Genomic DNA, 24,669 nt, shown 5'->3' on the forward strand with positions numbered 1-24,669 from the left:
TCAGTGGCGGGGGCTAACGTGCGGTGCATGCCGGATGCCGAAGACGTACGCCGAATCTGCCTCGCCCTGCCGGACACGACGGAGAAGATCGCCTGGAGCATGCCCACCTTCAGGGTCGCGGGGAAGATGTTCGCCACGCTGCCCGAGGACGAGACCTCCATCGCCGTGCGCTGTCCGAAGGAGGAGCGCGACGAGCTGGTCCTCGCCGAACCGGAGAAGTTCTGGATCGCCGACCACGAGGCGCAGTTCGCCTGGGTCAGGGCCCGCCTCTCGGCCGTCGACGACGAGGCCGAACTGCGCGACATACTCGCCGACTCCTGGCGCCAGGCGGCCCCGACCCGACTGCTGGACGCCTACCCGGAGTTGGGGGCGCCGTCCGCGGACTGACCGGCGGGGCGCCGGCACGGGGCGATGCGGTCCGCGGGCGGGTGCGGAGCCCGCGAAGAACCGTGGGCGGAACCGTGCGCGCGGCCGCGAAAAGCCGTGCGCGACCATGGACCTGAGTGCGGTATGGTTTCCCTGCATGTTCGGCCGGGGGAAACCCCAGGTCAGACGGGCACCGGGACGTGGCGCAGCTTGGTAGCGCACTTGACTGGGGGTCAAGGGGTCGCAGGTTCAAATCCTGTCGTCCCGACGGTGCGAAGGGTCTTCGCGGGCGAGAGCCGGCGGGGGCCCTTCTTCGTGCGCCCGCTCAGGAACGGCGGCCGAACAGGCGCTTCCAGAGCCCTTCGGCCGGAGCGTCGTCGTCGGAGCAGGTGCAGCGCTGCGAGCGCGGGACTCCGGCGAGTACCTGCTCGACGTGCATGCCGCAGCCCCGGTACGTGAGGCCCTTGCACTTTCGGCAGACCGCTTGTCGGCACATGAGGTGTTCTCCTTCGGATCGGTGTTCGGGGTCTGGACGGTCGACGGTGATCAGGCGAGCGAGAGGAAGAGCTTCTCCAGGCGGGCACGGGTGCGCTCCTGGCTCTCGGCGGGGTCCGTCGCGCTCTCGCCGTCCACGACACACTGCTGCAGGCCGCTCGCGATGATCGCGAAGCCCGCGCGGTCGAGTGCCCGCGACGCCGCCGACAACTGTGTGACGACGTCCTCGCAGTCCCGTCCCTCCTCGATCATCCGGATCACTCCGGAGATCTGGCCCTGGGCCCGCCGCAGCCGGTTCAGCACCGCGCGCAGCTCCGCGTCCGTCGGCTCGAACTCCATGATCCCTTTCCTCTCGTATACCCCCGGGGGTAATTGTACGGGATGCGGCGGGCGGAGTAGGCGGGGCCGGCCTGGGAAAGATCTGCCGAAGCCCGCCCGCCACCGTAGGGAGACCGCGTTGACCAGTGCCGTCGAAGCAGCGGAGGGGGCGATTCTCTGGTCCCAGGAGGTTCTCGGGCTGCAGGCCGTCGCCGGTCCCGGCGGGTCGGTCGGGCTGGGGCCGCCGGGGCAGGACTGGGACACCCTGCTGCCCCTGGTGGAGGTCACCGCCACCGGCCACGGGCGCACCTGGTCGGGGGAACGGTTCATCGACACCTCGATCGGCGAGCGCCTCGCCTACCGGGGCCACGAGACGGTCCAGGACGGGGAGTGGGGGTGCACGACGATCGTGCTCGCCGATCCGGTCACCGGCCTCGTCGCCGAGGTGGCTCTGCGGACCTGCCCCGGCGCCGGTTTCCTCCGCTCGCGGGTGCGCCTGGTCAACGAAGGCGGCGTCCCGCTCCGGCTGGAGAGCGTGTCGAGCCTCGCGCTCGGCGGTCTCGCCGACGGCGCCCTCGGCGGCCTCACGCTGCACTGGGCGGACAACGACTGGCTCGCCGAGTGCCGTTGGCGGCGGAGCCCGTTCCGCGACCAGGTCGTCCGGCTCGGCCGTTCCGCCCACGGCCACGAAGGACGCGGCTGCTTCGAGCGCTTCTCGCAGGGCAGCTGGTCCACGGGCCGGCACCTCCCGGTCGCCGCGCTCACCGAGCACGCGGGGCGCGCGTGGCTGTGGCAGATCGAGTCCAGCGCCGGCTGGCGCTACGAGACCGGCGAACGCGAAGGCGCCGCCTACGTCGCCCTGTTCGGCCCCGACGACGCCCACCACCAATGGCGCCGGACCCTCGCGCCCGGCGAGGAGTTCAGCACCGTCCCGGCGACCCTCGCCGGCGCCCGGACCGGCGGCCTGGACGCGGCCTTCGGGCAGCTCACCGACTGCCGCCGCCGGATGCGCCGCGGCCACCCGGACCACACGGCCCTCCCGGTGATCTACAACGACTACATGAACACCCTCATGGGCGACCCCACCACCGACAAGCTCCTGCCGCTCATCGAGGCGGCGGCCGCCGCCGGCGCCGAGGTCTTCGTCGTCGACGCGGGCTGGTACGACGACGACGCCCAGGGCTGGTGGGACGCCGTGGGCGCCTGGGAGCCGTCCGGCCGGCGCTTCCCCGGCGGCATCCGACAGGTGCTGGACGCCGTCAGGGAGCACGGGATGACACCGGGTCTGTGGCTGGAGCCCGAAGTGGTGGGCGTACGCAGTCCGTTGGCGCGCACCCTGCCGCCCGAGGCGTTCTTCCGCCGGGGCGGCATACGCGTCACCGAGCACGGCCGCCACCACCTGGATCTGCGCCACCCGGCCGCCCGCGCCCACCTCGATGGGGTCGTCGACCGGATCGTGGGGGAGTGGGGAGTGGGCTATCTGAAGCTCGACTACAACATCAACCCCGGGCCGGGTACCGAGAACGGCGAGGAGAGCGCCGGCGCCGGACTGCTCGGGCACCATCGCGCCCACCTCGACTGGCTGAACGCCGTTCTCGACCGGTACCCCCGTCTCGTCCTGGAGAACTGCGGCTCGGGCGGACTGCGCATGGACTACGCCCAACTCGCCGTCACCCAGCTGCAGTCCACCAGCGACCAGCAGGACCCGCTGCGCTACCCGCCCATCGCGGCATCGGCCGCCACCGCGGTGACGCCCGAGCAGGCGGCCGTATGGGCCTACCCGCAGCCGCACTTCACCCCGGACCTGATCGCCTTCACCCTCACCGGCGCGATGACCGGACGCATCCACCTGTCCGGGTTCCTCGACCGCATGGACCCGGACCGGTTCGACCTGGTCCGCACCGGCCTGTCCGTCTACAAGGAACTTCGCCACCAGATCCCGGACAGCCTGCCCTACTGGCCGCTCGGCCTGCCCGCGTGGGAGGACTCCTGGATCGCCTTCGGCCGCCGCGGGACCGACGCCGACTGGCTCACGCTGTGGCGGCGCGCCCCGGTCCCCGGTGACGACGCCGACGACAGCACGCGCGCCGTCCCCCTCGACCACCTCCGGGGCGCCCGCGTCACCCCCACGGTCCTCCACCCGGCGTCTGCCGACGCGACCGCCGCATGGGACGCCGCCCACGGACGGCTCACCGTCCGTCTGCCGCGCCCCGGCACCGCCGTACTCCTCCGCCTCGACGGCAGGGCGCCGCTCCCGGGGCGCGAGGACTGACGGCTCAGCCGCCGCCGTCGAGGTCCGTGCGCTGCCGCAGCACCCGCAACTCGTCGCCGCGCAGCTCCATTTCGTACAGCTTGCCGCGGGCGTTCTCGAACGGGCGGTGCAGGATCATCATCAACCGGCCCTCGAAGGTGCGGAACAGCATGCCGTGGCCGCTGTCGTCGCGGACCAGGGGCCGTCGCTGTTCCCACGGGCCCCGCAGTTCACCGGAGCGGGAGACGGCGTAGGTCTGTACGTATCCGCCGCTGAGACCGCCGTCGTCACAGGCCCGGTCCTTCTCGTACGTCGACCACAGCATCAGCAGGGCTCCCTCCGGCGTGCGGTGCAGCTGCGGGCCGTCCGTGATGTACGGCGGCAGCTGGTGCGGGACGCCGGCGGGGATCTGCTCCCCGAGCCAGGACGCGTCCGAGCCCTTGAAGAGGAAGACGGGGTCCCCGACGGTCCGCGTCAGGTCCGGGGCCAGCCGGATCGCCTCCATGGTGCCGTCGACGGTCTGCAGCCACTCGTGGGCGTAGACCATCCAGGGCTGCCCGGAGGGGTCGACGTACAGCGTCCCGTCGAGGGTCATGAGGTGCTCGGGCGGTGTGGGGCGGGAGGCGTCGACGAGCGTGAACGGCCCGAGCAGCGAGTCGGACACGGCGGTGACCGTGCCGCGCCGATGGTTCGGCAGGGGGAACGGTGTGCCGTAGCGGCCCGGAGGCGGCACCGGCAGCGGCCTGCTCTCGTCGTGCAGGGTGGTGAACAGGTAGTAGCGGCCGCCCCATGCGTGCACCTCGGGCGCCCAGCCGCCGTCGGCCGCCCACGCCCGCGTCCGGTCGGCGGCCAGGAACACCACCGTGGGACGCGTCCAGTCCCGCAGGTCGCGGCTGCGGTAGACCATCGTGCCGACGCCCTCCACACCGGACACCGACGGGTCGTTGGAGGTGTACAGGTGATAGGTGCGGGTGCCGTCGTCGGCGACGACGAACGGGTCGTGCAGCGGCATCTCGGCCAGCCGCATCACTTCGGTATCGGCCATGATCGAAGAATAGGGTGACGGCAGGACTCAGAGGCGGACGGTCGTCCGCACCGTCACCTCGTCCCCCGCCGCCACGCCCTGCGGCACCCGCACGGCGTTCTTCAGAGGCAGCAGACAGCCGCCGTCCTCGGGGAACAGCGAGGTGGTGAAGGCGACTTCGCCGACCCGGGCCTCGACCGGCACGACACCCCAGCCGTACGTGGCGGAGGCGGCCACCTCGCGGACGTCGGCGGACTCCGCGTCGGGCCCGGCCACGAAGTAGTACGGCGCCGGCCCGCGCCACTCGATCACCCGGCCCGTGAAGGCGAGTTCCACGCGGTCAGCCCCTCTTCTCGAGCTCGGTCAGGTCGCGCTCGGCGTACATACGGTGACACCACTCCTCGTTCAGGACCACCAGCAGGCACTCGCGGACCGGGAAGGTCTCGCCCTCGTCCGGCCAGCCGGGCCCGACGGCCGGTTCGGTACGGGTGTCGAGCAGCTCGTCGGTCAGGCCGTCGACCACCCGCCGCACCGCCGCCATCGCCGCCCACCGCAGGGCGAGCGCCTCGTCCGGCGAGGGCCGGGCCTCGCGGTCGTGGGGGACGCCCGGGCGGGGACCCATCTCGTCCCAGGGGAGGGACAGCGGGTGCCAGGGGCGGGGGTCGCGCAGGATGCACCGCTCCACCCACGACTGGCTCGCGAAGGCGAGGTGCCGCAGGGTCTGGACGAACGACCACTCCCCGTCCACGGACGCGTGCAGCAGGTCCGGGGGCAGGCGCCGGGCCCGGGCGACGGTGGCCTCCCACAGCCGCTCGTCGAGGTCCCAGGCCGCGCGGAACCCGTCGGCCGTGGTCGGCCGGAACCGCGGGCGGTCGGGATACCGGCGGTCCAGCTCGGCCTCCACCAGCGGTGCCACGTCGACGCCGTTGACCACGAGGTTCCTGATCTCGCCGTCGATGGTGGTGTCGACCAGTTCCACACCCCGCATCACGACGTGGTTCAGCTCGCACGCCCGGAACGTCGCGCGGTTGAGGCCCACCCCGGTGAACCGGGCCCCGCCCAGGTCCGCGTGCTCGAACTCCGTGCCCCGCAGGTCGGTCAAGTCGCCGTCGCCCATGGCGAGCAGCGTAGGCCGCGGTCCCCGCCGGGACGGAGACCGCGGCACGGCTCAGTCGACGTTCACCGGTCCGTCGCCCGGCTTGCGGTCGTCCTTCGCGCGCAGCTCCAGCACGCCGTTGCCCCCGCCGTTGCGGCCGTCGGAGTCCTGGCCGCCGAGGTTCTGCCGGACCGAGTCCAGGATCGTCAGACCCTGCGAGACCAGACCGGCGGCGATCTCGCCGAGGCCGTCCGCGCCGTTGAGGACGTTGACGTTGGCGCCCGCGAGGCCGCCCGCGGCCTCCTTCACGATCTGCGGGAGCTGGTCGATCAGCATCCGGTCGAGGGCCACCCGGTCGTAGGAGGCGGCCGCCTCGGCCTGGATCTTCATCCGGTCGGCCTCCGCCTTGGCGAGCAGCTTGATCCGCTCGGCCTCCGCCTCGGCCGGCTTGACGATCTCCGCCACCAGCTGCTGCTGACGCAACTGCGCCTGCCGCTGAGCCAGTTCGGTCTGCGCGGCGAGCACCTCCTGCTGCGCGTGGGCCTGCGCCAGCGGACCGGCCTGCGCGGCCTCGGCCTGCGCCCGGTCCACCTGCGCCGAGTACTCCGCCTGGACGACGGCGGTCTGCCGGGCGTACTCGGCCTGCTTGCGCGCCGCCTCCTGCTGCGCTTCGGCCGCGGTCTGGGTGGCCTGCGCCTGGGCGATCTGGGCCTGCCGCTGGATGGCCGCGCGGTGCGGCGCGGACATGGCGTCGATGTAGCCGGCGTCGCCGTCGTCGATCGACTGGATCTGCAGCGAGTCCACGATCAGACCGATCTTCGCCATCTCCATCTTCGAGGTGTCCAGCACCTCCGCGGCCAGCTTCTGCCGCTCGGTGACGATCTCCTCGACCGTCATGGAGCCGATGATGGCCCGCAGATGGCCGGCGAAGATCCGGCCGGTCAGCACGGACATCTGGTCCTGGTCCGAGAGGAAGCGCTGACCGGCGTTGATGATGCTCTCGTTGTCGTTGCCGACCTTGAACGCGATGACGGCACGGACGTTCAACGCGATGCCCTGCCGGGTCACACAGGTCTCCGTGACCTCGGCCTCGCACATCGCCAGCGTGAGGAAACGGGTCTTTCGGAAGAACGGCAGCACGAACTTCCCGTGCCCCGTCACCACCCGGAACGGCGCGCCCCCCAGTCCCCGCCTGCCACCCGAGATCAGCATCGCCTCGTCGGGAGCGGGAACGCGGTAACCGAACATTCTGTTTTCTCCTCAGTCAGCGTCGGCACGGTCGCCGAACGCGGCGAGTGGATCCTGCCACTCGATGACGCCGACTTCACGGCACCCCCGTGACTCGATCACGAGCACCGTCGCCCCCGTCGGCAGAGGGGCGTCGGACCAGGCGATGAAGGTCTCGGAGCCGCCCCGTACACGCACGATGATCTCCCCGGGTCCCGCCGTTCCGCGGGTGCCAACGAGCAGTTTCCCCGTGCAGCCGATCACGGCCTCGTCCTGCGGCATCACCGGCTGACCTCCCACCTCTGGCCCACGGTTCCGACGATAGACCCACCGGTAGCCGCGACGTGACACCAGGGACGACTCCGCTTACGCCCACCGTTCGTGTGATGTTGCCTACGGGACCGATTGGGAGACGGGGAACCGGCAACGCTCCCTCTCATGTCTCCTACGCACATTTCCGGGAGGGTGACTCGATGACGACGGCGACCGGGACGGCGCCGGCCGGCACACCGAGGACCTCGGCCGCACCCGCGGCCACCACGACCAGGACCGGCAGGACCGCGGCGCCCTCGCTGCCGTCCCTCACCGGGCTGAGATGGATGGCCGCGCTGCTGGTCTTCGGCCTCCACGTGCACAACTTCGGCTACTTCGGCGGCACCGCCGACCGCATCACGACCTGGGCCTTCGGGGCCGGGGGCACGGGAGTGTCGTTCTTCTTCGTGCTGTCCGGCTTCGTGCTCATGTGGTCCGCGCGGCCCGGTGACCGCGCCCCGGCCTTCTTCAGACGCCGGGTCGCCCGCATCCTCCCGGTCCATCTCGTCACCGCCGCCCTCGCCCTGCTCATGGCCTGGACGCTGCCCCGCATGCCGATGCCGACACCCACCCAGGGCCTGGCGAACGCTCTGCTCGTCCACTCCTGGTGGCGCCCGTGGTGGCAGACCCTCGACCCGGTCAGCTGGTCCCTGGCCTGCGAGGCCTTCTTCTACGCCGCCTTCCCCCTGCTCGCACTCCTGCTGCGCCGGCTCGGCGTCCGCGGGTCGGCGGCGCTGGCCGGCGCGTCGCTGCTGGCGGTGCTGGTACTGGCCTGGGCCGACGCGCACCACTGGTTCGGGCAGCCGCTGTACTCCTTCCCGGCCGCCCGCCTGCCCGAGTTCGTCCTCGGCGCCGCCGTCGCCCGGCTGGTGCTCCTGGACCGCTGGCGCGGACCCGGCCTGGAGGGTTCCCTCGCCCTGGCGATCATCGGCTACTTCCTGGTGCCCCAGGTGACCGCCGGCTACCCCGCTACGACCTGCACGGTCCTGGGCTTCGCCCTGCTCATCCCGGCGGCGGCCGTCGCGGACCTGCGCGGCCTGCCCTCACTGTGGCGCCACCGGAGGATGGTCCGGCTCGGGGAGCTGTCCTTCGCGTTCTACATGGTCCACCTGCTGGTCCTGCGGGCCGGTACCGCCCTGCTCGGCGTCAAGCCCCGCTACGGTCTCGCGGAGGGCCTGACCGTCACGGCCGCGGCCTTCACCGTCTCCCTGGCCCTGTCCTGGCTCCTGTACGAGAAGGTCGAGCGCCCGGCGCGCCGACTGCTGCTCCGTCGCCGGGTCGGACGGGGGCGGGCGACGCGGGTCGAACGATGAGGAGGGGCACGGACCGACCGATGAGGCGAGGCTCGGCCGACCAATGAAGAGATGAATGACTCTTCATGTGTTCCTGTATGGTGAGCCGGTGACCTCCACCCTCTCCCCACCCCGCTCCGCCCCCGCACCCGGCACGGTCGCGCCCCCGCGCCGCACCCGCCTGCTCGCCCTCCCCGAGGCGCGCTGGGCCCTCGCGGCCGCGGCCGCCTTTCTGCTCGCCCTGCCGCTCCAGCTGGCGGGGCAGTCGGCCTGGCTGTGGGGGCCGTTGTACGCGCTGGCGTACGTCACCGGGGGATGGGAACCGGGCTGGGAAGGTCTCAAGGCACTCGCGGGGCGGACCCTCGACGTCGATCTGCTGATGGTCGTCGCCGCCCTCGGTGCCGCGGCGATCGGCCAGGTGATGGACGGCGCCCTGCTGATCGTCATCTTCGCGACCTCGGGCGCCCTGGAGGCCCTGGCCACGGCCCGCACCGCCGACTCGGTGCGCGGACTGCTCGATCTGGCCCCGGCCACGGCCCGCCGGCTCGCTCCGGACGGCACCGAGGAGGAGGTGCGGGTCGAGGAGCTGGCGGTCGGCGACATCGTCCTCGTACGGCCGGGGGAGCGCGTCGGCGCCGACGGGCGGGTGCTGGACGGGGTGAGCGAGGTCGACCAGGCGAGCATCACCGGTGAGCCGCTGCCCGTGGCCAAGGAGGTCGGCGACGAGGTGTTCGCGGGGACCGTCAACGGCACCGGCGCCCTGCGCGTCCGCGTCGAGCGTGACGCCTCCGACTCCGTGATCGCCCGGATCGTCCGCATGGTCGAGGAGGCGTCCGAGACCAAGGCGCCGACCCAGTTGTTCATCGAGAAGGTCGAACAGCGCTACTCGCTCGGCATGGTGGCGGCGACGCTCGCGGTCTTCCTGGTGCCGCTCGCGCTCGGCGACGACCTCGAGGGCGCGCTGCTGCGGGCCATGACCTTCATGATCGTCGCCTCGCCGTGCGCGGTCGTACTGGCCACCATGCCGCCGCTGCTGTCGGCCATCGCCAACGCCGGGCGGCACGGTGTGCTGGTGAAGTCGGCGGTGGTGATGGAGCGGCTCGGGCAGGTCGACGCCGTGGCACTCGACAAGACCGGCACGCTGACCGAGGGCGTCCCGCGGGTGACCGACGTCCGGCCGCTGCCCGGATCGGGCCTGGGGGAACGGGAGTTGACGAGGCTGGCGGCCGCCGCCGAGCACCCCAGCGAACATCCGCTGGCGCGGGCCGTCGTGGCGGCGGCGCGGGAGCGGGGGCTGGCGCTGCCGCCCGCCGAGGACTTCGGCTCCACGCCCGGGGTGGGAGTCGTGGCGACCGTCGACGGACGCCGGGTCGAGGTCGGCGCCCCCGCCCGGCTGCTCGGCGGCGCGGACGACGCCGGTGCCGCACGGGCGGCGGTGCTCGCGGCCGAGACGGAGGAGCGGGGACGTACCGCCGTCCTGGTCCTCGCCGACGGGGTCCCCGTCGGCGTACTGGGCCTGGCCGACCGGCTGCGGCCCGACGCCGCCGCGACCGTCGCCTCCCTCACCGCCCTGGCCGGCACCGCTCCCCTCCTGCTGACCGGTGACAACCCGCGCGCGGCGGCGCTCCTGGCCGCGGAGGCCGGCATCGAGGACGTCCGGGCCGGTCTGCTGCCGCAGCACAAGGTGCTCGCCGTCCGGGAGCTGGAGGCGGCCGGCCGCAAGGTGCTGGTCGTCGGGGACGGGGTCAACGACGCGCCCGCCCTGGCCGCCGCCCACGCCGGCGTCGCCATGGGCCGGGCCGGCTCCGATCTGGCGCTGGAGACCGCGGACGCGGTGGTCGTGCGCGACGAACTCGCCACCGTGCCCGCCGTCGTCGCCCTCTCCCGCCGGGCCCGGCGCCTGGTCGCCCAGAACCTCGTCATCGCCGGGGTGTTCATCGCCGGCCTGGTCGCCTGGGACCTCGCGGGCACGCTGCCCCTGCCGCTCGGCGTCGCCGGCCACGAGGGATCGACGGTGATCGTCGGCCTCAACGGCCTGCGCCTGCTACGGGAGCACGCGTGGAGGCGAGCCCTGACCGAGGGCGCGTGACGCCGTCCGGCGGCCGGGGCGGTTGGCCGTCCGGTGCTCCGGTGCTCGGGCCGGCAAGGCGCGGGTCAGGTTCCTGTCGGCGACTCGGTCAGGGGGCGCGCGCCCGGTCCCGGCGTGACCGTGACCTCGGTGGGGGAGAGGGCCGTGTGCTCCTCCGGGCACTCGACCACGACGCGGACGGGCGCCCCGCAGTCGCGGTGCCGGATGTCGAGCGTCGGGCCCTCGGGGTCCCCGACGTAGGTCTCGCCCCACTGCCGCAGCGCCACCAGCACGGGCCACAGATCACGGCCCTTGGGCGTGAGGCGGTACTCGTTCCGGGTCCGGCTGCCCTGTTCCTGGTAGGGGACGGTCCGCAGGACGCCGGCCGCGACCAGCTTGCGCAGCCGGTCGGCGAGCACCGCCTCGGAAAGGCCCACATGGCGGCGGAAGTCGTCGAAGCGGCGCACCCCGTTGAAGGCGTCGCGCAACAGCAGCAGCGTCCACTTCTCCCCGACCAGGTCGAGGGTGCGCTGCACGGGACAGTTCTCCGTGCTCATCTCGAGCCACTTCATACGGCCATCGTAGAGCACCTGGCTTCGACATTGACAGTCAGCGGAGCGGAGAGCTAGCTTCGGCGGACAGAGTCAGACGGCCCCGAAGGACCGCGCGACGGCGTCGGAGGCCTCGCGGGCCAAGGAGGAAGCGCAGCCGCATGGAACGCTCACGTACGTATGACTGGCACGACCCCGCGATCTCCGCGGCCACCGTCGGCCAGGGCTCCGGCCTGCACTTCCTGCGCGAGATCCTCGCCGGCCGGCTGCCCGCGCCGCCGATCGCCGCCACCTTGGGCATGGACCTCGAAGAGGTCGACCACGGGCACGCCGTGTTCTCGCTGGAGCCCGGCGAGGAGCACTACAACCCCATCGGCAGCGTCCACGGCGGCATCTACGCGACGATGCTCGACTCCGCGGCGGGCTGCGCCGTGCAGTCCACCCTCCCGCAGGGCACGGGCTACACCTCGCTCGACCTCACCGTGAAGTTCCTGCGCCCGGTCACCGTCGACACGGGCAAGGTCCGCGCCGTCGGCAGCGTCCTCAGCAGCGGCCGGCGCACCGCGCTCGCCGAGGCCCGACTCCTCGACTCCGCCGACCGTCTCCTCGCGCACGCCACCAGCAGCTGCATGCTGTTCCCGATCCCGGGCGCCTGAGCCGCCGGAACGCCGCCACGCCACGCGGGCCCGGCAGTTCCCCTCCGTCGTTCAGCCGGCGGTGCGCAGAGCAGCGGCCGGCCCACCGCGCTCGCCGAGCTGCTTCCCGATCCCGGTCCCGGCCTCGACCCCGGGTATCCGAGCCGCCGGACACCGCGCACACCACGCGGGCCCGGCAGTTCCCCTCCGTCGTTCAGCCGGCGGTGCGCAGAGCAGCGGCCGGTCCACCGCGCTCGCCGAGCTGCTTCCCGATCCCGGTCCCGGCCTCGACCCCGGGTATCCGAGCCGCCGGACACCCGCGCACGCCACGCGGGCCCGGAAGGCACCCCTCCGCCGCCCAGCCATTGCGGGCCGGCCCCGTGCCCCCGAGTCTGGGAGCGATGCCGGGCCCACGAGGAGGCGGCGATGGCGGCGGACAGCGGCGCGGGCGGCGAACGGCAGCGGCTGGAGGAGGCGGACAGCGGCCGGGTGGCCTGGCGCCGCTGGGGCCCCTACCTCAGCGAACGCCAGTGGGGGACCGTCCGGGAGGACTACAGCGCGAACGGCGACGCGTGGTCGTACTTCACCCACGACCAGGCCCGCTCCCGCGCCTACCGGTGGGGCGAGGACGGCATCGCCGGGATCAGCGACGACAAGCAGCGGCTGTGCTTCGCGCTCGCCCTGTGGAACGGCCGCGACCCGATCCTCAAGGAGCGGATGTTCGGCCTGACCAACCAGGAGGGCAACCACGGCGAGGACGTCAAGGAGTACTGGTTCCACCTCGACTCCACGCCCACGCACGCGTACATGAAGTACCTGTACAAGTACCCGCAGGCCGAGTTCCCCTACGCCGCCCTCGTCGACACCAACCGCGCCCGCACCCGCCACGACGTCGAGTACGAACTCCTCGACACCGGCGTCTTCGACGAGAACCGCTACTTCGACGTCTTCGTCGAGTACGCCAAGGCCGGCCCCGAGGACCTGCTGATCGAGATCACCGCGCACAACCGCGGACCCGACCCGGCGCCCCTGCACCTGTTGCCGACCCTCTGGTTCCGGCACACCTGGTCCTGGGCGGGCGGAACCGCCGTACCCGGCCTGACCGAAACCCCCGACGCCATCCGCGCCGACCACGAGGAACTGGGCCCGCGCTGGCTCTACCACGACACCGACGCCACCGCCCTGTTCACCGGGAACGAGACGAACGACGAGCGTATCTTCGGCAGCCCGAACGCCACCCCGTACGTGAAGGACGGCATCGACCGCTGCGTCGTCCACGGCGACACCGCGGCCGTGAACCCGGACCGCACCGGCACCAAGGCCGCCCTGCACAGCGTCCTCACCCTCCCAGCGGGCGAGAGCACGACCGTCCGGCTGCGGCTGACCGACCGCGAACAGCCCGATCCCTGGGCGGACTTCGCGACGACGATGGACCTGCGCCGCGCCGAGGCCGACGCCTTCTTCGAGAGCGTCGTCCCGGACGGCATGGACGAGGACGAGCGCCGGGTCGTCCGCCAGGCCCTCGCCGGCATGCTGTGGAGCAAGCAGTACTACTACCTCGACGTCGAACGCTGGCTCGCCGAGCACGGCGTGGACCCCCTCGCCGCCGAGCCCGGCATCCGCAACAGCGCCTGGTACCACATGGTCAACGACGCGGTCATCTCCATGCCGGACACCTGGGAGTACCCGTGGTTCGCGGCCTGGGACCTCGCCTTCCACACCATCGCCCTGTCGATGGTCGACATCGGCTTCGCCAAGTCCCAGCTGGAGTTGCTGCTGCGCCGCCTGTACCTGCACCCCAACGGCCAGATCCCGGCGTACGAATGGAACTTCGGCGACGTCAACCCTCCCGTGCACGCCTGGGCCGTCCTCTTCGTCCACGACCTGGAGAAGCACCGCACCGGCCGCGCCGACCGCGCCTTCCTGGAGAACGCCTTCCAGAAGCTGATGAAGAACTTCACCTGGTGGCTCAACCGCAAGGACGTCGACGGCAACAACGTCTTCCAGGGCGGCTTCCTGGGCCTGGACAACATCGGCGTCTTCGACCGCAGCGCCCCGCTGCCCACCGGCGGCCACATCGACCAGGCCGACGGCACGGCGTGGATGGCCCTGTACTGCCAGAACCTCCTGGAGATCGCCGTCGAACTCGCCGTCGACAACCCGGTCTACATCGAGCAGGCGCAGATGCTCTTCGAGCACTTCGCCTGGATCGCCGTCGCCATGAACCGCATCGGCAAGGACAACTCCGGCCTCTGGGACGAGGAGGACGGCTTCTTCTACGACGTGCTGCGGCTGCCCGACGGCGGCGCGACCCGGCTGAAGGTGCGCTCCCTGGTCGGCCTGCTGCCGCTCGCCGCGACCAGCGTGGTCGGCGGCCGCACCGACCGCAGCTTCCCCCAACTGGCCGAGGGCGCGAAGGATTTCATCCGGCGGCACCCGGCGGTCGAGGCCGTCGTCACGCAGCACCTCGACGCCGATCCGGCGCACGACGGCCGCTATCTCTTCGCCCTGTTCGGCGAGGACCGGCTGCGCCGCGTGCTCGCCCGCATGCTGGACGAGGAGGAGTTCCTCGCCCCGCACGGCATCCGCTCCCTCTCCCGCCACCACGCGGCCCACCCGTACACCTTCGAGGTGCACGGCGAGACCTACCAGGTGGGCTATCTGCCCGCCGAGTCCGACTCCGGCATGTTCGGCGGCAACTCCAACTGGCGCGGCCCGGTGTGGTTCCCGATGAACCTGCTGCTCATCCGCGCCCTGCTCAACCTGCACGCCTACCACGGCCCCGGATTCACCGTGGAGTGCCCGACCGGCTCGGGCCGCCTCATGAACCTCTACGAGGTCGCCCACGAGATCTCGGACCGGCTCACCGCCACCTTCCTGCGCGGCGAGGACGGCCACCGCCCCGTGCACGGTGCCCGGGCCGAGTTCGCCAAGGACCCGCACTGGAAGGACCTGATCCTCTTCTACGAGTACTTCCACGGCGACAACGGCGCCGGTCTCGGCGCCTCCCACCAGACCGGCTGGACCGGCCTGGTGGCGGCCACCGCCACCGTGTTCCACGCCATCGGCGCCGAGGACTGGCACCGCGGCGCCCGGGAGTCCCTGCGGCCGGCGGACGCATCGCGGGACGCCACCGACGAACACTTCAGCGTGGACCGGGAGGAGCCGTTCTCATGACGGTGATCTACGAGATCAACACCCTCGTCTGGCTGGGCGAGTTGAGTGCTCGCCACGGCCGTCGCGTCACCCTCGGGGACGTGCCCGGCGAGGAGTGGGACGAGGTCGCCCGGCCCGGCGTCGACACCGTCTGGCTGATGGGCGTGTGGGAGCGCAGCCCGGCCGGCCTCGCCATCGCCCTGCGCGACCCGGCACTCCTCGCCTCCTTCCGCGAGGCGCTGCCCGACCTCACCGAGGCCGACATCACCGGATCGCCGTACTGCGTCCGCGACTACGTGGTCGACCCCGGCCTCGGCGGACCGGACGGCCTCGCCGAGGCGCGCGCCCAACTCCGCTCCCGCGGCATGCGGTTGCTCGTCGACTACGTCCCCAACCACGTCGCCGCCGACCACCCGTGGCTCACCGGGCATCCCGAGCGCCTGATCCGGGGCACCGAGGAGGACCTGGCCCGCTCGCCCGAGGGGTTCCTCGACGTCGGCGGGCGGATCTTCGCCAACGGCCGCGACCCGTACTTCGCGCCCTGGCACGACGTGGTCCAGCTCGACGCCTTCAGCCCGGACCTGCGCACCGCCACCGTGGACACCCTGGTCTCCCTCGGCGACCAGGCGGACGGCGTGCGCTGCGACATGGCGATGCTGCTCATGAACGACGTGTTCGCCAAGACGTGGGGCGACCGGGCGGGCCCGCCGCCCGCCGAGGACTTCTGGCCGTACGTCCTGCCACGCGTGCGCGCCCGCCACCCCGACATGCTCTTCGTCGCCGAGGCCTACTGGGACCTCGAACGCGCCCTGCAGGAGCAGGGTTTCGACCACTGCTACGACAAGCGGCTCTACGACCGCCTCGTCCACGAGGACGCCGGGTCGGTCCGCGCCCACCTCCAGGCGGACCCCGCCTACCAGCGCGGCCTGGTCCGCTTCCTGGAGAACCACGACGAACCCCGCGCCGCCGCCACCCTCCCCGGCGGCCGGGGACCCGCCGCGGCCGTCACCGTCGCCACCCTGCCCGGCGCCACCCTCTGGCACGAGGGCCAGTTCGAGGGCCGCACGGTCCGCCCGCCGGTCTTCCTCACCCGCCGGCCGGCGGAACCCGTCGACGACGAACTCCGCACCTTCTACGCCCGGTTGCTGCCCGTCGCTGCCGCCGTCCGCGACGGCGAATGGCGGCTGCTGACCACCACCGGCTGGCCCGACAACGACACCCACCGCAACCTGCTCGCCTGGACCTGGACCGGCGCCGACACCCGCCACATCGTGATCGTCAACCACTCCGACGCCCCCGCCCAGGCGCAGATCCCGCTGCCCTGGCCCGACCTCGCCGGCCGCCCCCACCGGCTCACCGACCTGCTCACGGACCAGGTCTACGACCGCGACGGCGGCACCCTGCTCACCCCCGGCCTCTTCGTCGACCTGCCCGCCCGGCACTCCCACGTGCTCACCGTCGCCCGAGCGGGGTCGTGGTAGGAAGCGACCATGACGAACCGCACCATCCCCCACCCGCCCCGGGGCGTCCGATGACCGCCGGCATCGACACCCCCGACCGCCGCGGCCGCACCGGCCTGGACCGGACCGGCCTCGACCTGACCGGCAACCCCCGCGTGCGCGTGCGGGAGGTCGAACTGCTCTCCAGCCACTGGTACGTCGAGCGCGCCACCACCTTCGACATCCGGCGTGCCGACGGCACCTGGTCCACCCAGCAGCGCGAGACCCACGACCGCGGCAACGGCGCCACCATGCTGCTGTACGACTCCGAGCGGGAGACCGTCCTGCTCACCCGGCAGTTCCGCTTCCCCGTCTACGTCAACGGCCACCCCGACGGCATGCTGATCGAAACCCCGGGCGGCCTCCTCGACGACGATGACGAACACCCCGAACTCGCCGTGCGTCGCGAGGTCGTGGAGGAGACCGGCCACACCATCGGCGAGGTCCGGCACGTCTTCGACGTCTACATGAGCCCCGGCTCCGTCACCGAACGCGTCAGCTTCTACGCCGCCGCCTACGGCCCCTCGACCCGCACCCACGAGGGCGGCGGCCTCGACGAGGAGGGCGAGGACATCGAGATCGTCGAACTGCCCTTCCGCCGCGCCCTGGAGATGATCCGCACCGGCGAGATCAACGACGCCAAGACCATCATGCTGCTCCAATGGGCCGCCCTGGAAGGGCCGTTCGCCAAGTAAGGCCGCACCCGCTTGACTTGAAGCGCGCTTCAAGAACGAGACTCCCGTTCGTGCCAGCATCTCCGCGCGGGCACGAACGGGAGGACACCCATGAAGTACCGCACCATCGGAACCGCCCCCGGCACCCGCCGCGAGGTCAGCGTCCTCGCCCTCGGCGCGATGCTCTTCGGCTCCCGCACCGACGAGAAGACGTCCTTCGCCGTCCTGGACCGCTATGCGGAAGCCGGCGGCACCTTCGTCGACACCTCCGACAACTACGCCTTCTGGGAGGACGGCGGCCAGGGCGGCCAGAGCGAGGAACTCCTCGGCCGCTGGCGGCGCAGCCGCGGCGTCGGCGACGAGATCGTCATCGCGACCAAGCTGGGGGCCCGCCCGCTCGCCCCCGGCACCGGCTTCGTCGACAACCCGGAGGGGCTGTCCGCGAAGGTGATCCGCGAGTCCGCCGAACGCAGCCGCGAACGCCTCGGCGTGGACCGGCTGGACCTGCTCTACGCCCACATCGACGACCACACCGTCCCGCAGCGTGAGACCGTCGAGGCCTTCGCCGGACTGGTCGCCGAGGGCACCGTCGGCCTGCTCGGGGCCAGCAACCAGGCCGTGTGGCGGGTCGAGCGCGCCCGGGCGACCGCGGCGGCGGCCGGACTGCCGGGCTACGAGGTGCTCCAGTACGAGCACAGCTACCTTCGGCCCCGCCTCGACGTGCCCGGCGACCTCTTCCCCGACGGCAGCCTCGGCGCCGTCGGCCCCGAGATGCTCGGCTACCTCAGGGCCGAGCCCGGCCTCACCCTGGTCGCCTACTCGCCGCTGCTGAAGGGGGCGTACGTCCGCCCCGACCGGCTGCCCGCCGAGTACGACCACCCGGGCACCCCGGCCCGTCTCGCCGCCCTGCACGAGGTGGCGCGGGAGACCGGTGCCACCGTCAACCAGGTCGTCCTCGCGTGGCAGCTCGGCGGCGTCCTGCCGGTCGTCCCGCTGGTCGGCGCGTCCTCCGTGGCCCAGCTGGAGGAGAGCCTGGCCGCGGTGGACCTGGAGCTGTCGGACGACCAGCGATTCCGGCTGGACTCCGCGCACTGAGGCAACCTGACCTTCTTTCCCACAGTCTCTAGAAACAGTTGCATTTCGATGCATACGGTCGGTAGGGCCGCCGTACGAGAGACGGGGGAGTCTTGCTGCACAGGGAGACACGGCGCTGGGACGGCGCCGACAGGGGACTGGACGGCGACGGGGCCGTGGACCGCATACCCGGGCGCCGGCACGAACGGCCGAGTGCCACGTGGTGGTGGCGCGTCGCGCTGTTCCTCTGGCGCACCCTGCGGGGCGAGTGGGAGGGCATCGTCGCCGACCCGCTGCGCCGGCTCAGGCGCCGGGGACTGCCCGGCCTCTCCCTGGCCTTCCTGGCCGCGTTCGGTGTGATCTTCTTCCACGCCGTCGCGCAGCACCGCACCGGCGCCACGGTGGTGCGGCTGCTCGGCGGCGTCTACGCCGACCTGCCGCTGTGGCTCGCGCTGCTGCGCACGCCCGTGTCCCTGTACGTCCCGGCCCTGGACCTGCCGGTGTGGGCGGGCATCACCCAGCTCTTCCTCGCCTTCGCGCTGGCCGAACTCGTCCTCGGCCGGGCCAGGACCCTCGTCATCTCGTACGCCACGACGCTCGCCGGCACCCTGATGGTGCGGGTGATGCTCGCGATCGGGCCCGGCGGGCTCGGGATCGGGCTGCCGCCGCAGGTCGGCCAGGTGCTCGACACCGGACCGTCGGCCGCGGTGGTGGGCCTGTTCACGTACATCTCGGTGGTCCGGCGGGCGCCGATCGTCTTCACCCTCACGGGCGGGTCGATGGTGTGGGAGTCGATCGCCGTACCCAACCTGGCCGGCCGCGAGCACCTGATCGCGGTCGGCACCGCGGTCGCGATGGCGCTGGTCCACGAGCGCCGCAACCGCGACCGCAGGCGCAGGCGCCCGCGCCACGAGCCGATGCCCCCGGTCGTCTTGGGGCCGGTACCGGCCCGGCCGGTCATGCCGCCGGGCCGGCCGTCCCTGCTGGCCTGAGGCCGCTCAGACCTCGTCCACGGTGTAGACCATGCTGCGGACGGTGGTGAACTCCTGGAGGCGTTCGGAGTCCGCCGCGCAGGCCCGGCCCTCGGGGGAGGCGAACGCCGCCCGCAGCTCGTCCAGGCTGTCCCATTCGAGCAGGCCGACCAGGTAGTACGGCGTGCCGCCGCGCACGGCCGTGACGCCGGTGCCGACGGTGTAGCGGCGCAGCCCGGGCAGCTTGTGGGCCAGTGGGAGGTGGACCTCGCGGTAGTGCCGTTCGAAGGCCGCGGGGTCGGCGGGGGTGTCGTACAGGGCGAGGAAACGCGCTGTCATGTCCGATGTCCTCTCGATCGGTGGTCACCGGTACCTACCGGCGCCACCGCCCGGACTCATCGCGGCCCGGCGGATTGCCGCGCGGGAATCTCCGGAGGCAGGCCGAACGCCTCGAACACCCGGGGATCGGCGAAGACGACATTGCGCGCGATCCGCCCGCCCGTCACCGTGAACACCTGCAGCGTGTGCAGCCGGAACCCGCCGTCCGCTGCGGGCGCGTACGCGGCGAACGCCGGCTCCCCGCCCGCGCCGAGATGCCGCACGGTCCATCCGGTGCCGCGCGTGTCGAAGACCCGCTCCATGAACCGGCCGAAGTCGCTCCGGCCGCGGTACCACAGCGGCACCGGCGGCATCTCCAGGATCGCGTCGTCGGTCAGCAGGCGCACCAGCGCGGGCACGTCCGCGGCCTCGAAGGCGCGCGCGTACCGCCGTACCGCCGCCCGTGCCCCGGCGTCGTCCGGCTCGCCGATCCCGCCCGGGTCACCCACCCCGGCGACGGCCGCCCGGGCCCGTTGCAGGGCGCTGTTGACCGCGGAGACCGTGGTCCCGAGCTGCTCGGCGACCTCCGCCGCGCTGAACTGGAGCACCTCCCGCAGCACCAGCACCGCCCGCTGCCGCGCCGACAGCGCCTGCATCGCGGCCACCAGCGCCAGCCGCAGATCGCCCCGCGCGTCCACGTCGTGGCGCGCGTCGGGGAACGGCTGCAGCCACGGGATGTCGAAGGCCGGCGTCAGCGGCGCCCCCGTATCCTCGCTCGGCGTCCCGAGCCCGGACGGCAGCGGCCGCCGGGCCCGCCCCTCCAGCGCCGTCAGGCACACGTTCGTCGCGATCCGGTACAGCCACGTGCGCACCGACGCCCGCGAGGCGTCGTAGCGCTCCCGGGCCTTCCAGGCGCGCAGCATCGTCTCCTGCACGAGGTCCTCGGCCTCGTGGAACGACCCCGACATCCGGTAGCAGTACGCGACCAACTCGCCCCGGTACGGCTCAAGGTCCATGGGGTTCATCATGGACCCATGAGTGGACTCCGCACCGCACACTCCGTCCGCAGCACCCCCGAGGGCCTTCTGTGGGAACCGAGCGAACGCTGGGTCCGGGGCCGCAAGGGCGACGTCACCGTCGTCGACAGCCGGCACCCCGTCCTCGTCTGGGAGCCGTCACTGCCCGTACCGCAGTACGCCTTCCCCCGCGGCGACGTGCGCGAGGACCTGCTGCGCCCCGCGCGGAACCCGCGGCCGGGCGCGCACAGCGGATCGACGATCTTCTACGACCTCGTCGTCGACGGCGAGCTGCTGGAGAACGCCGCCTGGACGTTCCCCGCCGCCGAGCTGGCCGGGCACATCGCCTTCGAGTGGTTCGGGCGCGGCGGCAAGGGCCTCGACCACTGGTACGAGGAGGAGGAAGAGATCTTCGTCCACCCCCGCGACCCGCACAAACGGGTGGACGCCATCCCGAGCAGCCGCCATGTCCAGGTGACGGTCGACGGCACGCTCCTCGCGGACACCCGCCGGCCGGTGCTGCTCTTCGAGACCGCCCTGCCCACCCGCTACTACATCCCGCGCGAGGACGTCCGCATGGACCTGCTCACCGCGAGCGACCACCACACCGCCTGCCCGTACAAGGGCGTCGCCGCGTACTGGTCGACGCCCGGCGGGGCGAACCTCGTGTGGAGCTACCCGGAGCCGCTGGCCGCCGTGGCGGTGATCAAGGGCCTGCTCGCCTTCTACAACGAGGTCGTCGACATCACCGTGGACGGCGAGCCGAGGGAGCGGCCCGTGACGCCGTTCAGCGCGATGCTCAGACAGAGCAGCCGACGTGGGCGAGGGCCTGCCTGAGCAGCACCCCGTGACCGCCCGGCATCTCGCTCTGCACGGCCTCGGACACCGCCTCCTGCGGGCTGAACCAGACCAGGTCCAGGGCGTCCTGGCGCGGCCGGCAGTCGCCGGTGACCGGCACCACGTAGGCCAGCGACACCGCGTGCTGGCGCGGGTCGTGGTACGGCGTGATGCCCTGGGTCGGGAAGTACTCGGCGACCGTGAAGGGCTGCAGGGAGGCCGGGATCCGGGGCAGCGCCACCGGGCCGAGGTCCTTCTCCAGGTGGCGCAGCAGGGCGTCCCGCACGCGCTCGTGGTGCAGTACCCGGCCGGAGACCAGGGTCCGGCTGACCGTGCCGTCCGGCCCGATGCGCAGCAGCAGGCCGACGCTGGTGACTTCGCCGCTGTCGTCGACCCGCACGGGCACGGCCTCGACGTACAGGATCGGCATGCGCGCACGCGCCATCTCCAGCTCGTCGGGGGAGAGCCAGCCGGGCGTGGTTTCGGTCATGTCAGACATTGCTTGATCATACTTTCAGGAGGTGCCGGGAAGGCGGTAGACCTGACGGGCGTTGTGTGCTCCTGCCCACTCCGCGATGCGCAACGCGTCCGGCAGGTCCAGTTCGTCACTGTCCACCCGGTCCTGCAGCAGACCAGCCAGACCCCGGCGGAACGCGAGCGCCCCGAGGAAGTGGAACTCGGCCACACCGTAGGCGTCGGAGCTGTACAGCAGTTTGCGGAACGGGGTGATCTCCAGGGCCTCCTCCAGCACCGTCCGGGACCGCGCCGGGCCCACGAAGTGCAGGGCGAGCCCCACGTCCAGGTACACCTGCTCGAACACCGTGGCCAGATAGGCGGCCTGGCGCTGGTAGGGCCAGCAGTGCAGCAGCAGGACCGGGATCGTGCCGGCGGTCAGGTGCAGCCAGTCGGTGAGGTGGGCGGGGTCCGAGCGGTGCAGCCGGATGTCGTTGTCGCCGAGGCCGACGTGCAGTTGCAGGGGCAGGCCCAGATCGACGGCGGTCCACAGCAGGTGCCGTACGAGGACCGGGTCCGCCAGCCGGCCGCCGCCGCCCGCGAGCCAGTGCCGGGCCGCCTCGGTGACCTGCGCGTCCGAGGGGCGGGCCGGGTCCAGGTCGAAGCCCGTGCGGTAGGCGGCGACCGACTTCACCGCCAGCACGCCCGGCCGCCGTACGGCCTCCAGCGCGGCCACCCGGAAGGCGTCGGCGTACTCGCCCGGCTCGACGCCCCGCACCGCCACCGACTCCGCCACGCTCTCCAGCCGCACCACCTCGTACGCGGTGCCACCCGCGGCCAGGGCGAGTTCGGCCGGGGTGCTGAGACGTTCCGGCGCGTACCCGGTGTCCACGCAGAACACGTCCGCTCCGGCGGCGCCGAGGAGACGGGCGTGGACCTCGCGCCACCCGAGCCCGGCGCGGCGGGCCAGGTAGTCCTCGGCCGGCGCGTGCCGCGGCAGGTCCAGCAGGGGAGCGCAGTGGCGGCGGACGGCCACCCCGACGGGGCTGTCGAAGGAGGAGCTCCCCGGCCACGACCCGCCCTCGGTGATCAGGTCCTCGAACTCCTCCCGGGACAGGTCGGCGGTGACCACCCCGTGGCAGTGGTGGTCCACCAACGGCAGCGCCTCCAGCGCCCGGAGGACAGGCCCGCCGCCCATCTCAGTACTTCCAGCGGTACGCCGCCGCCACCCACGCATCGTCGTGCCCGTCGACGGCCGCGATCTCGCCCTGCCGTACGGCGATCACGGCATCGGCGAGCACCGGCCCGAGCGCGGCCCGCAGCCGGTCGTCCTTGCGGAACTCCTCGACGGCCTCGGCGAGGGAGGTCGGCAGCCGCCGTACGTCCCGCGCCGCCGCCTCCTCCGCGCCCAGGCGGGCCGGGTCGCCGGTGATCTCCTCCGGCAGCCGCAGGGAGCGGCTCATGCCGTCGAGCCCCGCCGCGATCACGCAGCCGAGGGCGAGGTACGGGTTCGCGGCCAGGTCGACCGGCTTGACCTCCAGGTTCGCCGCCTGCTCGCGCAGGCCCGCCGTGCCGGTGACGACCCGCAGCGCCGCCTCACGGGTCTCGCGGCCCCAGGTGGTGAACACCCCGGCCCACTGGGACGGTTTGAGGCGCAGATAGCTCGCCGGGCTGGGCGCGGTCACGGCCGTCAGGGCGGGCAGCCGGGCGAGGATGCCGGCCGCGAAGGACTCCGCGTCGGCCGTCATGCCGTGGCGGCCCTCGCCGCCGGAGTGCAGGTTGACGCCGTCGCGCCAGGCGGAGAGGTGGAGATGGCCGCCGTTGCCGACACCCTCGGCCAACACGGCCGGGGAGAACGAGACCACCAGCCCGTGCTGTTGGGCCACCGCCCGGATGGTCTGCCGCACCAGCACGCTGCGGTCGGCCGCCGACACCGGGTCCAGCGCGCCCACCGAGATCTCGAACTGCCCGGCGGCGTACTCGGGGTGGATCTGTTCGACCTCCACGTCCTGCGCTGCGAACGCCGTGAGCAGGCCGGCGGTGTAGTCGCTCAACTCGACCTGGCGCGTGGCACTGTAGGCGGGGCCGGTGGTCGCGGGCGCGAACTCCCCACCCGCAGCGGGCCCTTGGCCCACGCTCCACTCGATCTCGATGCCCGCCTTGAAAGACAGCCCGCGCTGTTCGGCGGCCTCGGTGACGATCCGGCGCAGAAGGGTGCGGCCGCACCCCGGGTGCGGCTCGCCCTCCTGCGTGATCCGGTCGACCGGGGCCCACGCCCAGCCCGGCTGCCCGGCGAGTACGACCAGCTGGTCGAGGTCGGGGTAGAGGCGCAGATCGCCGTCCGGGGAGCCCAGGACGTCGGTGGTGACGATGGAGTCGTTCGCCAGGAAGGTGTCGAACACCGGCGACATGCCCACGCCCCAGGCCGACGCCGAGGCGAGCTTCTGCGTCGGGATCGTCTTGACCCGGCCGACGCCGGCGGTGTCGACGTAGGACAGCACGATCCCGTGCACGCCCCGCCCGGACAGCTCCCCGCTCATCGCGGCGGCCCGCTGCACTTCGCCGGGGCGCCCGCCGGGGACGGGATCGGCAAGGGTGGTCATACGTCCTCCTCGACGGACTCGGCCGGGCGGCTGCCGTACGTCAGGGTTTCACGGCCACCGCCCCGAACTGCGGTACCACGGGGGGCGTTTCGGGCTCGGCACGCCAGCGGGAACACGACACCAGGCCCGGCGGGAGGATCTCCAGGCCGTCGAAGAAGGCGGCGATGTCCTCGCCGCTGCGGGCGGTGATCGGCGGGGTGGCGTTCTCGTTCCAGAACTCCATCGCCGGGATCTGGCCGGCGCCGCCGAGGTCGTCGTCGAAGGTGGGGTGGGTCAGCACGAGACAGCTGCCGGAGGGCACCGCGGCCATGATCTCGCGCACGATGCGCCGCGCCTTCTCCACGTCCAGCACGAAGTTGAGGATGCCGAGCATCATCACCGCGACCGGCTCGGTGAGGTCCAGGGTCCCCGCGGCGCATTCGAGGATCGCTGC

General features: G+C 72.7%; 25 protein-coding genes and 1 tRNA gene. 12 read left to right on the top strand and 14 right to left on the bottom strand.

Annotated elements, in window-relative coordinates; genetic code table 11:
• The first annotated feature begins 27 nt into the window (after window positions 1-27).
• Both LN251_RS26990 and LN251_RS26995 read left to right on the top strand, forming a co-directional pair.
• The gene (locus LN251_RS26990; protein WP_458246664.1) at window positions 28-387 is read left to right on the top strand and encodes an MmcQ/YjbR family DNA-binding protein; all 360 of its coding nucleotides are present in this window, start codon (window positions 28-30) and stop codon (window positions 385-387) included.
• A 173-nt stretch (window positions 388-560) separates the two neighbouring features.
• Window positions 561-634: transfer RNA gene (locus LN251_RS26995), tRNA-Pro, on the top strand.
• Between the two features lie 57 nt (window positions 635-691).
• Here LN251_RS26995 and LN251_RS27000 read toward each other — a convergent pair.
• Both LN251_RS27000 and LN251_RS27005 read right to left on the bottom strand, forming a co-directional pair.
• Window positions 692-862: a hypothetical protein gene (locus LN251_RS27000; RefSeq protein ID WP_458246665.1), complete on the bottom strand. Its 171-nt coding sequence runs from the start codon at window positions 860-862 to the stop codon at window positions 692-694.
• 50 nt (window positions 863-912) lie between these two features.
• Window positions 913-1,200: a metal-sensitive transcriptional regulator gene (locus LN251_RS27005; protein WP_458246666.1), complete on the bottom strand. Its 288-nt coding sequence runs from the start codon at window positions 1,198-1,200 to the stop codon at window positions 913-915.
• Between the two features lie 118 nt (window positions 1,201-1,318).
• Here LN251_RS27005 and LN251_RS27010 point away from each other — a divergent pair, with 118 nt between their 5' ends.
• Window positions 1,319-3,451 carry an alpha-galactosidase gene (locus LN251_RS27010; RefSeq protein WP_458246667.1) on the top strand — a complete coding sequence of 711 codons (2,133 nt, stop codon included), beginning with the start codon at window positions 1,319-1,321 and terminating at the stop codon, window positions 3,449-3,451.
• A 4-nt stretch (window positions 3,452-3,455) separates the two neighbouring features.
• Here the strand turns inward: LN251_RS27010 and LN251_RS27015 are convergent, their stop codons facing one another.
• From LN251_RS27015 to LN251_RS27035, 5 genes are read right to left on the bottom strand one after another with little or no spacing between them, the layout of a single operon-like run.
• A complete protein-coding gene (locus LN251_RS27015) occupies window positions 3,456-4,475 on the bottom strand; it encodes a glycoside hydrolase family 43 protein (RefSeq protein ID WP_458246668.1) in 1,020 nt (339 codons plus the stop codon).
• 27 nt (window positions 4,476-4,502) lie between these two features.
• Window positions 4,503-4,790 (bottom strand): DUF1905 domain-containing protein, encoded by a 288-nt coding sequence (locus LN251_RS27020; RefSeq protein WP_458246669.1) that lies wholly within the window; start codon window positions 4,788-4,790, stop codon window positions 4,503-4,505.
• A gap of 4 nt (window positions 4,791-4,794) precedes the next feature.
• Window positions 4,795-5,571: a DinB family protein gene (locus LN251_RS27025; RefSeq protein ID WP_458246670.1), complete on the bottom strand. Its 777-nt coding sequence runs from the start codon at window positions 5,569-5,571 to the stop codon at window positions 4,795-4,797.
• Window positions 5,572-5,622: 51 nt separating this feature from the next.
• The gene (locus LN251_RS27030; protein ID WP_458246671.1) at window positions 5,623-6,798 is read right to left on the bottom strand and encodes an SPFH domain-containing protein; all 1,176 of its coding nucleotides are present in this window, start codon (window positions 6,796-6,798) and stop codon (window positions 5,623-5,625) included.
• 12 nt (window positions 6,799-6,810) lie between these two features.
• Entirely contained in the window at window positions 6,811-7,059 is a 249-nt protein-coding gene (locus tag LN251_RS27035; RefSeq protein ID WP_058921803.1) for a hypothetical protein, read from the bottom strand.
• A 191-nt stretch (window positions 7,060-7,250) separates the two neighbouring features.
• Here LN251_RS27035 and LN251_RS27040 point away from each other — a divergent pair, with 191 nt between their 5' ends.
• Together LN251_RS27040 and LN251_RS27045 are read left to right on the top strand one after the other, a co-directional pair.
• The gene (locus LN251_RS27040) at window positions 7,251-8,402 is read left to right on the top strand and encodes an acyltransferase family protein (RefSeq protein ID WP_458246672.1); all 1,152 of its coding nucleotides are present in this window, start codon (window positions 7,251-7,253) and stop codon (window positions 8,400-8,402) included.
• A gap of 88 nt (window positions 8,403-8,490) precedes the next feature.
• Window positions 8,491-10,470 carry a heavy metal translocating P-type ATPase gene (locus LN251_RS27045; RefSeq protein ID WP_458246673.1) on the top strand — a complete coding sequence of 660 codons (1,980 nt, stop codon included), beginning with the start codon at window positions 8,491-8,493 and terminating at the stop codon, window positions 10,468-10,470.
• Between the two features lie 65 nt (window positions 10,471-10,535).
• Here LN251_RS27045 and LN251_RS27050 read toward each other — a convergent pair whose 3' ends face one another.
• Window positions 10,536-11,021, bottom strand: a complete 486-nt coding sequence (locus tag LN251_RS27050) for a winged helix-turn-helix transcriptional regulator (protein ID WP_458246674.1) — start codon at window positions 11,019-11,021, stop codon at window positions 10,536-10,538.
• Between the two features lie 140 nt (window positions 11,022-11,161).
• On the opposite strand from LN251_RS27050, the gene LN251_RS27055 reads away from it, so the two are divergent.
• The 6 genes from LN251_RS27055 to LN251_RS27080 all read left to right on the top strand — a co-directional run bounded on the left by LN251_RS27055 (window position 11,162) and on the right by LN251_RS27080 (window position 19,030).
• Entirely contained in the window at window positions 11,162-11,656 is a 495-nt protein-coding gene (locus tag LN251_RS27055; RefSeq protein ID WP_458246675.1) for a PaaI family thioesterase, read from the top strand.
• Window positions 11,657-12,061: 405 nt separating this feature from the next.
• On the top strand, window positions 12,062-14,812 hold the full coding sequence (locus LN251_RS27060) for an MGH1-like glycoside hydrolase domain-containing protein (protein WP_458246676.1): 2,751 nt from the start codon (window positions 12,062-12,064) through the stop codon (window positions 14,810-14,812).
• Entirely contained in the window at window positions 14,809-16,272 is a 1,464-nt protein-coding gene (locus tag LN251_RS27065; RefSeq protein ID WP_458246677.1) for an alpha-amylase family glycosyl hydrolase, read from the top strand. The genes LN251_RS27060 and LN251_RS27065 overlap by 4 nt, the downstream gene beginning before the upstream one ends.
• 50 nt (window positions 16,273-16,322) lie before the next feature.
• Window positions 16,323-16,985, top strand: coding sequence for an NUDIX domain-containing protein (locus tag LN251_RS27070; protein ID WP_458246678.1), 663 nt, complete (start codon window positions 16,323-16,325; stop codon window positions 16,983-16,985).
• A gap of 90 nt (window positions 16,986-17,075) precedes the next feature.
• Window positions 17,076-18,059, top strand: a complete 984-nt coding sequence (locus LN251_RS27075) for an aldo/keto reductase (RefSeq protein WP_458246679.1) — start codon at window positions 17,076-17,078, stop codon at window positions 18,057-18,059.
• A 92-nt stretch (window positions 18,060-18,151) separates the two neighbouring features.
• Window positions 18,152-19,030: a hypothetical protein gene (locus LN251_RS27080; protein ID WP_458246680.1), complete on the top strand. Its 879-nt coding sequence runs from the start codon at window positions 18,152-18,154 to the stop codon at window positions 19,028-19,030.
• Window positions 19,031-19,036: 6 nt separating this feature from the next.
• Here LN251_RS27080 and LN251_RS27085 read toward each other — a convergent pair whose 3' ends face one another.
• Both LN251_RS27085 and LN251_RS27090 read right to left on the bottom strand, forming a co-directional pair.
• Window positions 19,037-19,348 (bottom strand): EthD family reductase, encoded by a 312-nt coding sequence (locus tag LN251_RS27085; protein WP_458246681.1) that lies wholly within the window; start codon window positions 19,346-19,348, stop codon window positions 19,037-19,039.
• Window positions 19,349-19,404: 56 nt separating this feature from the next.
• The gene (locus LN251_RS27090; protein ID WP_458246682.1) at window positions 19,405-20,343 is read right to left on the bottom strand and encodes an RNA polymerase subunit sigma-70; all 939 of its coding nucleotides are present in this window, start codon (window positions 20,341-20,343) and stop codon (window positions 19,405-19,407) included.
• Between the two features lie 18 nt (window positions 20,344-20,361).
• On the opposite strand from LN251_RS27090, the gene LN251_RS27095 reads away from it, so the two are divergent.
• Window positions 20,362-21,180, top strand: a complete 819-nt coding sequence (locus LN251_RS27095; protein ID WP_458246683.1) for a DUF427 domain-containing protein — start codon at window positions 20,362-20,364, stop codon at window positions 21,178-21,180.
• On the opposite strand, the gene LN251_RS27100 is transcribed toward LN251_RS27095, so the two are convergent.
• The 4 genes from LN251_RS27100 to LN251_RS27115 form a co-directional block, all read right to left on the bottom strand.
• Window positions 21,143-21,679: an NUDIX hydrolase family protein gene (locus LN251_RS27100; protein ID WP_383677071.1), complete on the bottom strand. Its 537-nt coding sequence runs from the start codon at window positions 21,677-21,679 to the stop codon at window positions 21,143-21,145. The genes LN251_RS27095 and LN251_RS27100 overlap by 38 nt on opposite strands.
• A 15-nt stretch (window positions 21,680-21,694) precedes the next feature.
• Window positions 21,695-22,831 carry an amidohydrolase family protein gene (locus LN251_RS27105; protein ID WP_458246684.1) on the bottom strand — a complete coding sequence of 379 codons (1,137 nt, stop codon included), beginning with the start codon at window positions 22,829-22,831 and terminating at the stop codon, window positions 21,695-21,697.
• Between the two features lies 1 nt (window position 22,832).
• Window positions 22,833-24,236: a glutamine synthetase family protein gene (locus tag LN251_RS27110; RefSeq protein WP_458246685.1), complete on the bottom strand. Its 1,404-nt coding sequence runs from the start codon at window positions 24,234-24,236 to the stop codon at window positions 22,833-22,835.
• 40 nt (window positions 24,237-24,276) lie between these two features.
• Window positions 24,277-24,669, bottom strand: a 393-nt coding sequence (locus tag LN251_RS27115) for an SAM-dependent methyltransferase (protein ID WP_458246686.1), incomplete at its 5' end; no start/stop codon positions are given.

It is taken from the genome of Streptomyces sp. MAI_2237 (assembly GCF_054189285.1).